Annotated in this window: 12 protein-coding genes; 11 read left to right on the forward strand and 1 reads right to left on the reverse strand. The window is 30.4% G+C overall.

Annotated features, from left to right (window positions below; genetic code table 11):
* From CAMP5118_RS05415 to pckA, 4 genes are all read left to right on the forward strand, one after another.
* A partial coding sequence (locus CAMP5118_RS05415; RefSeq protein ID WP_337216800.1) for a sodium-dependent transporter occupies positions 1 to 738 on the forward strand: 738 nt, incomplete at its 5' end.
* A gap of 9 nt (positions 739 to 747) precedes the next feature.
* Positions 748 to 2,082, forward strand: coding sequence for a sodium-dependent transporter (locus CAMP5118_RS05420; RefSeq protein ID WP_337216801.1), 1,335 nt, complete (start codon positions 748 to 750; stop codon positions 2,080 to 2,082).
* Between the two features lie 58 nt (positions 2,083 to 2,140).
* Positions 2,141 to 3,925 (forward strand): biotin/lipoyl-containing protein, encoded by a 1,785-nt coding sequence (locus CAMP5118_RS05425; RefSeq protein WP_337216802.1) that lies wholly within the window; start codon positions 2,141 to 2,143, stop codon positions 3,923 to 3,925.
* A 10-nt stretch (positions 3,926 to 3,935) separates the two neighbouring features.
* Positions 3,936 to 5,510, forward strand: coding sequence for a phosphoenolpyruvate carboxykinase (ATP) (gene pckA, locus CAMP5118_RS05430; RefSeq protein WP_263679159.1), 1,575 nt, complete (start codon positions 3,936 to 3,938; stop codon positions 5,508 to 5,510).
* A gap of 17 nt (positions 5,511 to 5,527) precedes the next feature.
* Here pckA and CAMP5118_RS05435 read toward each other — a convergent pair whose 3' ends face one another.
* Positions 5,528 to 5,893 carry a histidine triad nucleotide-binding protein gene (locus CAMP5118_RS05435; protein WP_240379776.1) on the reverse strand — a complete coding sequence of 122 codons (366 nt, stop codon included), beginning with the start codon at positions 5,891 to 5,893 and terminating at the stop codon, positions 5,528 to 5,530.
* An 84-nt stretch (positions 5,894 to 5,977) separates the two neighbouring features.
* Here CAMP5118_RS05435 and pheS point away from each other — a divergent pair, with 84 nt between their 5' ends.
* From pheS to serA, 7 genes are read left to right on the forward strand one after another with little or no spacing between them, the layout of a single operon-like run.
* A complete protein-coding gene (gene pheS / locus CAMP5118_RS05440; RefSeq protein WP_220555325.1) occupies positions 5,978 to 6,970 on the forward strand; it encodes a phenylalanine--tRNA ligase subunit alpha in 993 nt (330 codons plus the stop codon).
* Entirely contained in the window at positions 6,967 to 9,297 is a 2,331-nt protein-coding gene (gene pheT, locus CAMP5118_RS05445) for a phenylalanine--tRNA ligase subunit beta (RefSeq protein WP_337216803.1), read from the forward strand. Before pheS ends, pheT begins: the two co-directional genes overlap by 4 nt.
* Positions 9,294 to 10,580 carry a 3-phosphoshikimate 1-carboxyvinyltransferase gene (gene aroA / locus CAMP5118_RS05450; protein WP_337216804.1) on the forward strand — a complete coding sequence of 429 codons (1,287 nt, stop codon included), beginning with the start codon at positions 9,294 to 9,296 and terminating at the stop codon, positions 10,578 to 10,580. The genes pheT and aroA overlap by 4 nt, the downstream gene beginning before the upstream one ends.
* A complete protein-coding gene (locus CAMP5118_RS05455; RefSeq protein WP_337216805.1) occupies positions 10,570 to 11,406 on the forward strand; it encodes a 4-hydroxy-3-methylbut-2-enyl diphosphate reductase in 837 nt (278 codons plus the stop codon). Before aroA ends, CAMP5118_RS05455 begins: the two co-directional genes overlap by 11 nt.
* Positions 11,407 to 11,461: 55 nt before the next feature.
* A complete protein-coding gene (locus CAMP5118_RS05460) occupies positions 11,462 to 13,129 on the forward strand; it encodes a 30S ribosomal protein S1 (RefSeq protein ID WP_337216806.1) in 1,668 nt (555 codons plus the stop codon).
* Positions 13,130 to 13,135: 6 nt separating this feature from the next.
* A complete protein-coding gene (locus tag CAMP5118_RS05465) occupies positions 13,136 to 13,615 on the forward strand; it encodes a hypothetical protein (protein WP_220555329.1) in 480 nt (159 codons plus the stop codon).
* Complete coding sequence (gene serA / locus CAMP5118_RS05470; RefSeq protein WP_337216807.1) at positions 13,612 to 15,192, forward strand: phosphoglycerate dehydrogenase; 1,581 nt, start codon at positions 13,612 to 13,614, stop codon at positions 15,190 to 15,192. The genes CAMP5118_RS05465 and serA overlap by 4 nt, the downstream gene beginning before the upstream one ends.
* The last annotated feature ends 40 nt before the right edge of the window (positions 15,193 to 15,232 follow it).

Raw genomic sequence — 15,232 nt, forward strand, 5'->3', positions numbered from 1 at the left:
GTACCTGATTTTTCAAAATTAAGTGTTAATTCTATATTAGATGCACTAGGGCTTGCATTTTTTAGTATGTCTTTGGGTGTTTGTGTGATTTTAACTTACGCAGCAAGCTTACCTGATAAAACAAATTTTATAAGCAGTGCTTTAAATATTATCATCATTAATACTATCATTGGTTTAATGATGGGGCTTATTGTATTTACTTTTATATTTGAATTTGGGGCTGATCCTACCCAACAAGGTCCAGGGCTTATATTTATATCATTAACAACACTTTTTGCAAAATTAGGATTTTTGGGAAATATTTTAGCTATAGCCTTTTTTATAGCTTTATTTTTTGCAGGAATTACTTCAGCTATTTCCATGATAGAACCTTTTACTTTTTATCTCATAAATCGTTATCAAATTTCAAGAAAAAAAGCTTTGGTTTTTGTAGGTGTGATTGTTTATTTTCTTGGAAGTTTATCTATACTTTCTTTTTATCATGTAAGTGCACCAAGTTTAAATTTCTTTGGAAAAAGTTTTTTTGATATTTTAGACTTTTTCATACAGAATTTATTAATGCCAATTTCTGCTTTAATTACAGCATTTTTTGTGGGTTTTGTGCTTAAAAAAGAAGCTTTGCAAATTTTATTTCATCCCTTTATGCGTGGGATATATTTTGAAATTTGGTATATCTTTTTAAGATATATTTCTCCATTAGCAGTGATTTTAATCATGGCTAGACAGCTTTTTTTCTAAGGCATTAAAATGAATGATAAATTTTCTAAAATAGGCTTTGTATTAGCCGTTGCAGGTGGGGCTATAGGACTTGGAAATGCTTGGAAATTTCCAACCTTAGTAGGACAAAATGGAGGCTTTGCCTTTGTGCTTTTGTATTTGCTTTTGACTATTAGCGTGGGATTTTGTGTATTTTTGGCTGAAATTGCTATGGGAAGATTAAGTCAAAGTGATCCTGTGAATGCTTATAAAAGCTTGGCGACTAAATATGCTCAAAAATGGAAATTTGCTGGATTTTTTATGCTTGGTGGAATTTTTGTATTATCTTTTTATCTTGTTATTATGGGTTGGGTTTTAAAATACATGATAACTTCGATTTATTATTTGCCTAGCAATACCCAAGAGGCAGGAGCTTTGTTTGGAAATTTAATACAAAATAGTATTTTAGAAAGTAGTTTGTATTTTTTAATTGCTTTTTTTCTTACCTTGTTTGTTGTCTCAAGAGGAGTTAAAAGTGGTATAGAAAAACTTAATGTTTGGATCATGCCAAGTTTATTTATCATGCTTGTTTTAATGCTAGCGTATTGTTTTTTTCAAGATGGTTTTAAAGAAGCTTTTGTTTATTTGTTTTATCCTGATTTTACTAAACTTAATCTAAATTCGGTTTTAACAGCTTTAGGCCTTGCTTTTTTTACCTTATGTTTAGGTATAGGTTGTATTACTACTTACGCAGCTTCATTAAAAGATGATACAAATTTAATCACAAGTTCAGCCATAATTGTGCTTTTAAATATCAGTATAGGCTTAATGATGGGGCTTATTGTATTTACTTTTATATTTAAATTTAATGCCAATCCCGCAGAAGGTGCTGGACTTGTATTTATATCTTTAACGACTTTATTTTCCAACTTAGGTGCTATCTTTGGGCATTTTTTAGCCTTTTATTTTTTCTTGGCTTTGTTTTTTGCAGGGATTACTTCAGCAGTTTCTATGATAGAACCTTTTACTTTTTATCTTGTGAATGAATATAAAATTTCAAGAAAAAAGGCTTTGGTTTTTATAGGTTTTGTGGTTTTTCTTTTAGGGATGAGTTGTATTTTATCTTTTAGTGTTAGTTATGGGGCTAGTTTTAGTTTTTTTGGTTTTAGTTTTTTTGATATTTTGGATAAATTAACTTCTAATTTTATGCTCCCACTTGGAGCTATTGCTAGTGCTATTTTTGTAGGATTTTTTGTAGATAAAATGAAAATGTATAATTTGTTTTCTAAATTTATGAGTAAAAGTATTTTTGAAATATGGTATTTTTTACTCAGATTTGTTGCGCCTGTTGCGATTATTATCATTATGTTAAACCAAATTTTATAAATTTATTTTTTAAGAAAGTAAGGTTATAATTGCAAAGATGCAAAAATAAGGAAAAATTATGGCTAAAAAATTAATTGATGTGATGGATACCACATTTAGAGATGGTTTTCAATCTGTTTATGGTGCTAGAGTTTTGATGAATGACTTTTTTCCTGCCTTAGAAGCAGCTAAAGAAGCAGATATTAAGCATTTTGAATTTGGCGGTGGAGCTAGGTTTCAAAGCTTATTTTTTTATTTAAATGAAAATGCCTTTGAAATGATGGATAAATTTAGAGCTATCGTTGGAAAAGAAGCAAATTTGCAAACCCTTGCAAGAGGGGTTAATACTGTAGCACTTGATACAGGTAGTAAAGAAATTATTGATTTACATGCAAAAATGTTTGCAAAACATGGCACAACCACCATAAGAAATTTTGATGCATTAAATGATGTAAATAATTTGAAATTTAGTGGAGAATGTATAGTTAAGCATGGTTTAAAACATGAAATTACTATTACTTTAATGGATTTGCCTCCAAAATGTAAAGGTGCGCATGATGTGCCTTTTTATGAAAGAATTTTAAAAGAAATCCTACAAGCGCAAATTCCTTTTGATAGCGTTTGCTTTAAAGATGCAAGCGGGACTTCTAACCCAAATAAAATTTATGAAGTTATTAAAATGGCTAGAAAAAACTTGCCTGAAAATATGCATATAAGGTTACATACGCATGAAACTGCAGGGGTGAGTATAGCATGCTATTTAGCGGCTTTAGAAGCAGGTGTTGATGGTATAGATTTGGCTGCTGCTCCTGTTAGTGGTGGTACAAGCCAACCTGATATTTTAACTATGCTTCATGCTTTAAAGGGAAGCAATTTTGATCTTGGTTTGGATGAAGAAAAAATTTTAAAATACGAAGAAGTATTAAAAGATTGTTTAAAAGATTATTTTCTACCACCTGAAGCAACAGCGGTAAATCCTTTAATACCTTTTTCACCTATGCCAGGTGGAGCATTAACTGCTAATACACAAATGATGAGAGATAATAATATTTTAGATAAATTTCCTCAAGTTATAAAAGCCATGCAAGAAGTGGTAGAAAAAGGTGGCTATGGTACTTCGGTTACTCCTGTATCGCAATTTTATTTTCAACAAGCTTTTAATAATGTAATGTTTGGACCTTGGAAAAAAATAGCAGATGGGTATGGTAAGATGGTTTTAGGATATTTTGGAAAAACTCCCGTTGTTCCAGATCCTGAAGTAATTAAACTTGCAAGCGAGCAATTAAAATTAGAACCAACTATAAAATTAGCTACAGATATCGCTGATGCAGATGAGAGTAAAAGTATAGCTTATATTAAAAACTTATTGGAAAAGGAAAATTTAGAAACAAGTGAAGAAAATATTTTTATCGTTGCAGCTTGTAAAGAAAAAGGTATAGTTTTCTTAAAAGGTGAAGCTAAGGTTAATGTTAGAAAAAATAGCAAATTAAAACCAAGTCTTATCAATGAAAATCAATTTACCGTTTCAGTTAATGGTAATAAATATCATGTGGAAGTAAGTGCAGGTTTTGATAGAGATGTTAATGTTAAAAGTGCTGTCAAAGTAAATTCAGACAAAACAGAAGTGAAAAAGACACAAGTAGATGATAGTGCTAATGCCATCGTTGCGAGTATGAATGCAAATGTATTTAAAATTTTAGTAAAAGAAAATGACAGTGTTAAAGCAGGTCAAGTTGTAGCTGTGCTTGAAGCTATGAAAATGGAGATTGAAGTTAGTGCAAGTAAAGATGGAAAAATTGCAGAACTTTTAGTAAATGCTGGTGAGAGTGTAAGTGAAGGCCAGGTTTTAATGACTTATAAATAAGGAGGCAAAAATGATAGGTTTAGAAAATTTAGGTTTAGAAAATATCGGGCAAGTTTTTCATAATCTTAGTTATGATGAGCTTTTAAAACATGAAAGAAATAACAATGAAGGTGTATGTACTAAAAATGGCACTTTTAGTGTGGATACGGGAATTTTTACCGGAAGAAGTCCTAAGGATAAATATTTTGTAAAACAAGATCCTTCACAAAAATATATTGCTTGGGGTAAGATTAACCAACCTATTAGCGAGGAATTATTTGAAAAACTTTTAGCAAAAGCTAAAAAGCAGCTTAGTAATAGTGATATTTATATCCAAGATGCATATTGTGGTGCTTCGTTAAAAAGTCGCAAAGCTGTGCGTTTTGTAACACAAATTGCTTGGCAAGCGCATTTTGTAAAAAATATGTTTATTCGTCCAAAAGAAGAAGAGCTTGGTGAGTTTAAACCCGATTTTGTGGTGTATAATGCTTGCAAATGTGTGAATGAAGACTATGAAAAAGATGGTTTAAATTCAGAAGTTTTTGTCATTTTTAACATAGAAAAAAATATAGCAGTAATTGGTGGGACTTGGTATGGCGGAGAGATGAAAAAAGGAATTTTTTCTATGATGAATTACTGGCTTCCGCTAGAAAATAAACTTCCTATGCATTGTAGTGCTAATGTTGGAGAAAAAGGTGATGTGGCGCTTTTCTTTGGACTTAGCGGTACAGGTAAAACTACTCTTTCAACCGATCCAAAAAGAAAATTAATAGGCGATGATGAGCATGGCTGGGATGATGAGGGTGTGTTTAATTTTGAAGGAGGTTGTTATGCAAAATGTATTAACCTTGACCCACAAAGTGAGCCAGAAATTTATGGAGCTATAAAGCAAAATGCACTTTTAGAAAATGTAGTTTTAAAAGATGATTTAAGCGTTGATTTTAATGATGGTTCTAAAACTGAAAATACTAGAGTTTCTTATCCGATAGAACATATTTTAAATCACGAGCCAAGTCTTAGTGCAGGTCATCCTAGTAATATTATTTTCCTTTCAGCAGATGCTTTTGGTGTTTTACCTCCGGTTAGTAAACTTAGTAAAGAACAAGCAATGTATTATTTTCTAAGTGGTTATACTGCAAAAGTAGCAGGAACTGAAAGAGGTATTACTGAGCCTGTTGCGACTTTTTCAGCTTGTTTTGGAGAAGTGTTTTTGCCATTACACCCAACTGTTTATGCAAAACTTTTGGGCGAAAAAATCAGCAAGCATAATGTGAATGTTTATCTAGTAAATACCGGTTGGAGCGGTGGAGCTTATGGTGTAGGCAAAAGAATGAGCATTAAAGCTACTAGAGCTTGCATTAATGCGATTTTAGATGGTAGTATACAAAATTGTGAGTTTGAAAATTATGATTTATTTAATCTTGCAGTTCCAAAAGAATTAGCAGGTGTAGAAAGCAAGCTATTAAATCCTATTAATACTTGGGAAGATAAAAAAGCTTATGAGGAAACCAAATTAAAGCTTGCAAAAATGTTTATAGAAAATTTTAAACGCTATGAAGATGTAAAAGAAGGAGCAGAATTTAAATTAGCTGGTCCTGCTATCTAAAAAGAGTTAAGCTCTTTTTAGAATAGTGATTCAGGATTGATTTGGGTTTCTTTATTTTTTGGAAGCTCAAATCCACCTAACATATGAAAATGTAAATGAAAGACTTCTTGCCCGCTATTTTTTCCACAATTTGTGATTAATCTATACCCACTTTTATCAAGCCCTAAAAGAATAGCTAGTTCTTGAATAAATTGTGTCATTTCACTCATTAATTCAGGTCTTAATTCTTGAAAGTTTTCAAAATGTTCTTTTGGAATGATTAAAATATGAATAGGTGCTTTAGGATTAATATCATGAAAGGCTAAAAATTTTTCACTTTCTAAAACTTTATTAGCAGGGATTTTTCCTTCTATGATTAGTTCAAATACGGTTTTTTCTCTCATTTAGTAGTCCTTTTTTTGTTATTTTTGCTAATTTTAAATAATTTTACATTAGAATGTTTAAAAAAAATTTAGTTGGAGCTAAAATTGCAAGATATGATAGAAAAAATTGCTTCTGCAAGTACTTTAGCAGAACTTGAAAATATAAAAGTAAGTGTTTTAGGAAAAAAAGGTATTTTGACTTTGGAATTTGCAAAGTTAAAAGATTTGCAAGGTGAAGAAAAAAAAGAATTTGCTAATGGTTTAAATAAAGCAAGAGATGAATTTAATGAAGCTTATCAAGTAAAATTAAAAGAATTGGAAGAAAAAGCTTTAAATGAAAAAATGAAACAAGATGTGCAAGATTTTAGTTTTTTTGATGAAACTTCAAATGCAGGTGCTTTGCACCCAATCATGCAAACTATGGATAAAATCATAGAATATTTTACAGCTTTAAATTTCAGCATAGAAAAAGGGCCTTTGATTGAGGATGATTTTCATAATTTTGAAGCATTAAATTTACCACAAAATCATCCTGCAAGAGATATGCAAGATACTTTTTATTTTGAAGATAAAACCTTGCTTAGATCTCAAACTTCTCCAGTTCAAATTAGAACTATGCTATCTCAAAAACCACCTATTAGAATGATAGCACCAGGTGCAGTTTTTAGAAGAGACTTTGATATTACCCATACACCTATGTTCCATCAAGTGGAAGGACTTGTGGTAGAAGAGGGTGATAAAGTCAATTTTGCAAATTTAAAAGATATGCTAGAACATTTTTTAAAACATATGTTTGGTGATGTAAAAGTGCGTTTTAGACCTAGCTTTTTTCCTTTTACAGAGCCATCTGCTGAAGTAGATATTTCTTGTGTATTTTGTAAAGGTTGTGGATGTAGGGTTTGTAAGCAAACAGGATGGCTTGAAGTTTTAGGATGCGGTGTTGTTGATCCTAATGTTTATAAATTTGTTGGTTATAAAAATGTAAGTGGCTATGCTTTTGGTTTGGGTGTGGAGCGTTTTGCTATGCTTTTACATAAAATTCCTGATTTGCGTTCTATGTTTGAAGGTGATTTAAGATTATTGGAGCAATTTAGATGATTATTAGTAGAAATTGGTTAAATGAATGGATTGATTTAAGTGAAATATCAACGCAAACTATAGTAAATACTTTAAATTCTATAGGATTAGAAGTTGATAGTTTCAAAAGTGTCAAAGCTCCCCAAAAAGTTGTAATAGGCAAGGTTTTAGAAAAAGTTAAACATGAAAATTCAGATAAATTGAATATTTGCAAAGTAGATGTTGGGAATGAAATTTTACAAATTGTTTGTGGGGCAAAAAATGTTGATAAAGATCAATTTGTAGCCGTATCTTTAGTGGGTGCAGTGCTTCCAAATGGACTTGAGATAAAACCTGCCAAACTTAGAGGGGTTGAATCTATGGGTATGATTTGCTCTTCTAGTGAGCTTGGTTTTGGAAAAAGCAATGAAGGCATTATGGTTTTAGATGAAAGCATGGGAGAATTAGTTCTAGGAAAAGCTTTAAATGATTATGAACTTTTTAATGATGAATTAATTGAAATTGAACTTACTCCAAATCGCGGAGATTGTTTGAGCTTATATGGTGTTGCTAGAGATTTAAGCGCAGCACTTGATTTAAATTTAAAAGAATTAAATCCTTTAAAAGAAAGTGAAAATAGCGTAGGTATAGGAAGAATATTAAGTGTTAAAAATCAAAGCGATGTTGAAGGCTTTTTTGCTTATAAAGCATTAGAGATTAAAGAAGAATTTAAGCTAAATATTACGATACAAATTCGCCTTGCTTTGATAGAAGCATATAAAAATAATAATATAGAAAATCTTTTAACATATGCAACTCATGCGAGTGGAGTGATTTTTTGTGCTTATGATTTTCATAAACTTTGTCAAGATTGTCAAATCGATGAAAAGATTGTTTTAGAAATTAAAACTCAAGAACATGGAGAATATGGAGTTTATTATAAAGATGAGTTGATTGCCTTAGCGGGTATAGAGCAAGAAGATAAATTTAAAATCAATGATGAGAGCAAAATCATCATTATAGAAGCAAGTTATACTCGTCCTCAAACTATAGCAAATGCAATAGCCTTTTATAAAAAGAAAAATGACACTATATATCGTTCTTTAAGAGGTAGTGAGCCTAAGCTTTCTTTGGGAATGGAGTATTTATTTAATGAGTGCTTGAAAATTAGCACGATGAGTGTTTTTTCTGGAAGTCAACAAGTTTTTAAAGAAAATGAAGCAAATATTATTGGTATTTTTGGTGCAGAGATTGATAAAATCATTGGTATGCCTATAGATAAAAATAATTTAGTAAAAATTCTTAAAAAACTAGGCTTTGAAATAAGTGTGGTAAATGATGAGCAATTTAATATCAAAATCCCACTTCATCGCAGTGATATAGCAAATATAGCTGATATTAGTGAAGAAATAGTAAGAATTATTGGCATTGATAATATCCCATCAAAAGCTTTAGAATTTAAAGAAAAAAATCGCCTAAATCAAGTATATTTTGATTATCAAGAGCTTAAAAATTTAAGATTAAAAGCAAGTAGTAATGGATATTTTGAAAGTGTGCATTATGTTTTAGATAATGAAGAAGAATTAAGTCAATTAGGATTTAAATGCATTAAAAATAAGCTTATTAATCCTATCACCAATGAACTTAATACCTTAAGAAGCACTTTGATAAATCACCTTTTAAATGCAGCAAGCTTTAATCTAAGAAATTCAAAAAAGAAAATCAAACTTTTTGAATGTGGTAGTGTTTTTGATGAGTTTTCAAATGAGCATGCTAAATTTGCGATGATCTTTAGTGGCTACAAAGAAGAAGCTAAAATCACAAATAAGGCCAAGCCTATTTTGGTAGATTTTTATACTTTTTTAGCAGAATTAAAGAGCATTATAGGTGAGTTTAGTTTGCAAAAATCAGAATATGCATTTTTAAGTCCATATGAGCAAGCAAATGTATATAAAAATGGCAAGCGTATAGGTTTTGTAGGTAGAGTGCATTTAAGTATAGAAAATAAAAGAGATCTGGTTAAAACTTATATTTGTGAGCTTGATTTAGAAGGCTTAAAACAAGACTTTAAAACCGCTAAAGCTTATTCTAAATTTCCATCTATGAGCAGGGACTTAAGTATAGTTATACCTAAGGGTTTTGAATATGAAAAAATCAAACACACTATTGCTAAATTAGATATTGAAAGATTAGAAAGTTTTAGAGTAGTAGATTTATATACAGATGAGAATTTAGGCGATTTTTATAGCTTGACTATTAATTTAGTATTTAGAGATTTTGAAAAAACCTTAGAAGATAATATTATTCTTGGATATATTGATAAAATCATCAAAGCTTTAGATGATGAACATGGTTTAAAACTTCGATGAAAATCAGTCCTATTGATTCTTTTACAGCAGAGCTTGAATATATAGCTTCTGATAAGTCTATATCTCATCGCTTTGCTATCTTTTCTTTGCTTACCCAAGGAACTTGTAAGATTAAAAATTATTTAAAAGCCCAAGATACTTTACATACTTTAGCAATCATTCAAGCTTTGGGAGCTGAGGTTGAAGAAAATGATGAATTAATTTGTATTAAAGCTCCAAAATATATAAAATCTCCAAATTGTGTTTTAGATTGTGGCAATTCAGGTACAGCTATGAGACTTTTAATAGGTCTTTTAAGCGCTATTGAAGATGAATTTTTTGTACTTAGCGGGGATTGTTATTTAAATGCTAGGCCGATGAGACGTGTAAGTGAGCCTTTGATGAGTTTAGGAGCTAAAATTTATGGAAGAGCTAATGCAAATTTAGCGCCTATTTGTATACAAGGGGCTAAGTTAGATGGTTTTGATTTTAGTAGTAATATTGCTTCAGCTCAGGTAAAATCAGCTTTAATCTTAGCAGCTTTATTTGCCAAAAAAGAAAGTTATTTTAAAGAAATTGAGCTTTCAAGAGATCATAGTGAGATTATACTTAATAAAATGGGGGCTTGCATTGAGTATTTAAATGAGGATAAAACTTTTATCAAAATCAATCCTTTAAAAGAAAAATTAAAAGCATTTGAAGTATGTGTACCAAATGATCCATCATCAGCCTTTTACTTTGCCTTAGCTGCTTGTATTTTACCTCATTCAAAAGTAGTTTTAAAAAATGTTTTGTTAAATAAAACACGTATTGAAGCCTTTAAAATTTTAGAAAAAATGGGTGCAAAGATCACCTATAATATTACCAATGAAGATTTTGAAAGTATTGGAGAAATTTGTGTTGAAAGTGCGCCTTTAAAGGCAGTAAGTGTGAGTGAAAATATCGCATGGCTGATTGATGAAATTCCAGCTTTGGCCATAGCTTTTGCTTGTGCAAAAGGAAAAAGCATTATAAAAAATGCTAAAGAATTACGCGTAAAAGAAAGTGATAGAATCAAATCAATTGTATTAAATTTGCAAAAATGTGGCATAAAAGTAAAAGAATTAGAAGATGGTTTTGAAGTAGAAGGTGGCGAAGTTAAAAGTGCTAAAATAGAAAGCTTTGGAGATCATAGAATTGCGATGAGTTTTTTAATTTTAGGTTTAAGATGTGGAATGGAAGTAGATGATAGTGAATGCATTAAAACTTCTTTCCCAAATTTTATTGAGATTTTAAAGCAAATAGGAGCTAAAATTGGAGATTGAACTAGCAAAAAGCTATGGATTTTGTTTTGGGGTAAAAAGAGCTATTAAAAAGGCTGAACAGATTAAAGATGCAGCTACCATAGGCTCTTTAATCCATAATAATGAAGAAATCACAAGACTTTGGAAAAATTATAATGTTAAAACATTAAATGATATTAATGAATTAAGCACAGAAAAAAAAGCCATCATCAGAACCCATGGTATTACAAAGCAAGATTTAGAAAAATTAAAGCAAAAAGATATAGAAATTTTTGATGCAACTTGTCCTTTTGTAACTAAACCTCAAAAAATTTGTGAGCAAATGAGCAATGAAGGTTATGAAGTTGTGATTTTTGGAGATGAAAATCATCCTGAAGTAAAAGGGGTTAGAAGTTATGTAAGCACTAAGGCATATGTAGTGCTTGATGAAAAAGAATTGTTTGATATTAAATTGCCTTCTAAAATTGCAGTGGTATCACAAACTACAAAAAAGATAGAAAAATTTATGGAAATTGTAAATTATTTAATGCTTAGGGTTAAGGAAGTGCGCGTTTTTAATACCATATGTGATGCAACTTTTAAAAACCAAGAAGCAATCAATGAGCTTGCAAAAAAAAGTGATGTAATGATAATAGTTGGAGGAAAAAATTCAGCTAATACTAAGCAACTTTTTTTAATAGCAAAAAATTACTGCGAGGATAGCTACTTAATCGAAAATGAAAAAGAAATTCAAAAAGAATGGTTTAGCGGAAAAGAAAAATGCGGTATTAGCGCAGGTGCTTCTACACCCGATTGGGTGATTGATTTGGTTTTGGAAAAAATCAAAGAATACACCAAAATTAACTAAGTTTAAAGAAAACAATACTATAATCAAGAATTAAAATTTAAAACAAAGGACCACGATGAGCGAGGTGAACAAAAAAGTTCAAAACAGACTAGAGGATATTATTATAGAAGAAGATTTTGAGCAAATGCTCGAGGAATCTTTCAAGTCTGATGAGGAGGCAACTACACAGGGTATAATTGTCGCGATTAAAGGCGATGAAGTATTTGTAAATGTAGGGCAAAAATCAGAAGGTATTTTGGCAATAGAAGAAATTCAAAACGACAAAGGCGAATTTATCTTCAAAGAAGGCGATACATTAGAAGTTGCTATAGTGGGTTCTCGCGGTGGCAGATCTTTACTTTCTCATAAAAAAGCTTTAAGAAAGCAAAAAGTTAAAGAATTTATTGATAATTATAAAGATGATGAAAGTATGTTTGATGTAAAAATCATTGGCAAAAATAGAGGTGGTTTTGTAGCTGTGGATGAAAATGGAGTAGAATTTTTCTTGCCAAAATCACAAAGTAGCTTTAAAGATTCAAATAACATCATCAATAAAACTTTCAAAGTTAAAATCATCAAAATTGATAAAGAAGCTCAAAGTATAGTAGTTTCTAGAAAAAAAATAGTAGATGAAGAAAGAAAAAAACGCAAAGAGATTATCTCAAATGTGTTAAATCAAGAAGAAATCATAGAAGGTATTGTTAAAAAAATCACTACCTATGGTATGTTTGTTGATGTAGGCGGTGTTGATGGTTTGGTTCACTATAGTGAAATTTCTTATAAAGGACCGGTAAATCCTAGTTCATTATATAATGAGGGTGATAAGGTTCCTGTAAAAGTGATTAAATATGATAAAGATAAAAAACATCTTTCTTTATCTATCAAACTTGCTATGCCTGATCCTTGGGATGAAATTAAAGATGGTTTAGAGGTTGGTGACACTATTAAGGTTACGGTTTCAAATATAGAGCCATATGGTGCTTTTGTTGATTTGGGAAATGATATAGAAGGATTTTTACATATAAGTGAAATTTCTTGGGATAAAAATGCTAAAAATCCAAAAGATTATATTAGCGAAGGCCAAGAGCTTGATGTGGAAGTAATTGAGATTAATACTAAAGAAAGAAGACTTAGAGTTTCTTTAAAAAATTTATTAGCAAAACCTTTTGATGAGTTTTTAAAATCACATAAGGTAGGTGATGTGGTAAAAGGTAGTGTTACTTCTGTAACTAATTTTGGTACCTTTGTAAAAATTGCAAACTTAGAAGGTTTGCTGCATAATGAAGATGCTTCATGGAATAGAAACGATAAATGCAAAGATATGTATAAAGTTGGTGATGTTGTAGAAGTTAAAATCATCAAGCTTGACAAAGAAAATCAAAAAATTTCTTTAAGTACTAAAGAATTGCAAAAAAGTCCTGTGCAGGTTTATGCACAAAAACACCAAGTAAATGATATTATCTCAGGAAAAATTAGAGATATTAAGGATTTTGGAGTTTTTGTAGAGCTTGAAGAGGGTGTTGATGCGCTAATTCACAAAGAAGATTTGGGTAATATTGATTTTTCAAGTTTAAAAGTAGGCGATACAATAGAAGCTTTAATTGTTTTCATTGATGAAAAGAAAAATAGAATTCGTTTAAGCGTAAAAAGTCTTGCAAGAATGAAAGAAAGAGAAGCGTTAAACGAAATCAATGATAATGATAAAGTAACTTTAGGTGATATTATCAAAGATCAACTTTCATAATAACAAATGAAAAAATATACCCTTTATGGTATTTTAGGCTTTTTAAGCCTAGTTTTGATTGTTGCTTTTGTTTTTATGGTGAGATATGTAAGTGTTGGAAATTTGCCTATCTCACAAAATGTTAAATATTCTTTTGATGAGATAAAAAAAGAATTACCACAAACTTGGCAAGATAAACTTTCAAATCTTAAAGTTAATGATTTTTCTCCAGCAGCGAATGAATTTTATATGAGTTTTAATATGGATGATTCTGTAGTAAAACCAAAACAAAAATTTTATATGCTCGATGTAAACAAAAACGATGTTTATTCTATGTTTTGTTTAAAGCAAACTTTGCATTCTTTTTTTATCAAATACACTTTAACACAAAGCAAAGATGAAGTGGCAATTTATTTAGATACAAATAATGAAAAAGTTTTAAACGCACTGATCGACAAATTAAAAATTTACAACATAAATGCAAAATTAAAGGAGGTTTGGTTATGAAAAAAATTATTGTATGTGATGCAATATTAGACAAAGGTGCGGAGCTTTTAAGAAAAGCTGATGATGTAGAACTTATTGAAGCAGCGCATTTACCTAAAGATGAGCTTTTAACAAAATTAAGTGATGTAGATGTGGCTATTACTAGAAGTTCAACAGATGTGGATTTGAAATTTATCAATGCATGTTCTAATTTAAAAGCCTTAGTTAGAGCAGGCGTTGGAGTTGATAATGTTGATATAGATGAATGCTCTAAAAAAGGCATTATAGTTATGAATGTGCCAACGGCTAATACCATAGCAGCAGTTGAACTTACTATGAATCATCTATTATGCTCTGCAAGATCTTTTGTAAATGCTCATAATTTTTTAAAAATACAAAGAAGATGGGAAAGAGAAAAATGGTATGGTATTGAACTTATGAACAAAACTTTAGGGGTTATAGGTTTTGGTAATATAGGTTCAAGAGTAGCTGTACGCGCAAAAGCTTTTGGTATGAAAGTTATAGCTTATGATCCTTATGTGGTAGCTTCTAAAATGACTGATTTGGGTATTGAGTGCGTGAATTCTTTAGATACAATTTTAACTCAAAGTGATTTTATTACTATGCATACACCAAAAACAAAAGAAACAACAGATATGATTTCTTTTGAAGAAATTTCTAAAATGAAAGATGGCGTAAGATTGATAAATTGTGCTAGAGGTGGTCTTTATAATGAAGATGCTTTGTGTGAAGGATTAAAAAGTGGTAAAATAGCTTGGCTTGGTATCGATGTGTTTAATAAAGAACCTGCAACTAATCATCCATTTTTAGATTTTGAAAATGTTTCTGTTACTTCTCATCTTGGTGCAAATACCTTAGAAAGTCAAGAAAATATAGCTATCCAAGCATGTGAGCAAGCTTTAAATGCCGCAAGAGGAATTTCTTATCCTAATGCTTTAAATTTACCAATTAAAACTGAAGATTTGCCAAGTTTTGTAGCACCTTATATTGAGCTTATTTCTAAAATGGGCTTTTTGGCTGCTCAGCTTGATAAAACTCCTATTAAAGCTATTAAACTTGAAAGTGAAGGACAAATTAGTGAGTATAATGAGTCTTTGCTAACTTTTGCAACAGTGAGTGTTTTAAGAGGAATTTTAGGTGAAAATATTAATTATATTAATGCACATTTTGTAGCTAAAGACAAGGGTGTGGAACTTTCTTCTTGTATTTTACCAAGTAGTGGTTATAGTAACAAAATCACCATAAAGGTAATTACAGATAATTCTAACCTTTCTATTTCAGGAACTATTTTTGGTGAAAACGAACAAAGGATAGTAGAGTTAAATGGTTTTGATGTAGATTTTAAACCAAAAGGGAAAATGATAATTTTAAATAACAATGATATACCAGGAGTTATTGCTAATGTTAGCGGAATTTTAGCTAAAAATAATGTCAATATAGCTGATTTTAGACTTGGTAGAAATGGTTTTGGAAAAGCTTTAGCTGTGATTTTGCTTGATGCAAAAATTTCAAAAGCTTTACTTGGGGAATTAAGGGCAGTTGATGCTTGTATTTTTGCAGAATATGCAGAAATTTAAGGCTTTTTATAAGCCTTAATTGTTACAATTATTTTTTAAT

Source organism: Campylobacter sp. LMG 7929, from assembly GCF_024723595.1.
Classification (GTDB): Bacteria; Campylobacterota; Campylobacteria; order Campylobacterales; family Campylobacteraceae; genus Campylobacter_D.

Bases quoted from the DNA above. Each gene is read 5' to 3' on its own strand.
- CAMP5118_RS05420 (WP_337216801.1), top strand. From the start codon at position 748: ATGAATGATAAATTTTCTAAAATAGGCTTTGTATTAGCCGTTGCAGGT.
- CAMP5118_RS05425 (WP_337216802.1), top strand. From the start codon at position 2,141: ATGGCTAAAAAATTAATTGATGTGATGGATACCACATTTAGAGATGGT.
- pckA (WP_263679159.1), top strand. From the start codon at position 3,936: ATGATAGGTTTAGAAAATTTAGGTTTAGAAAATATCGGGCAAGTTTTT.
- CAMP5118_RS05435 (WP_240379776.1), bottom strand. From the start codon at position 5,893: ATGAGAGAAAAAACCGTATTTGAACTAATCATAGAAGGAAAAATCCCT.
- pheT (WP_337216803.1), top strand. From the start codon at position 6,967: ATGATTATTAGTAGAAATTGGTTAAATGAATGGATTGATTTAAGTGAA.
- aroA (WP_337216804.1), top strand. From the start codon at position 9,294: ATGAAAATCAGTCCTATTGATTCTTTTACAGCAGAGCTTGAATATATA.
- CAMP5118_RS05460 (WP_337216806.1), top strand. From the start codon at position 11,462: ATGAGCGAGGTGAACAAAAAAGTTCAAAACAGACTAGAGGATATTATT.
- CAMP5118_RS05465 (WP_220555329.1), top strand. From the start codon at position 13,136: ATGAAAAAATATACCCTTTATGGTATTTTAGGCTTTTTAAGCCTAGTT.
- serA (WP_337216807.1), top strand. From the start codon at position 13,612: ATGAAAAAAATTATTGTATGTGATGCAATATTAGACAAAGGTGCGGAG.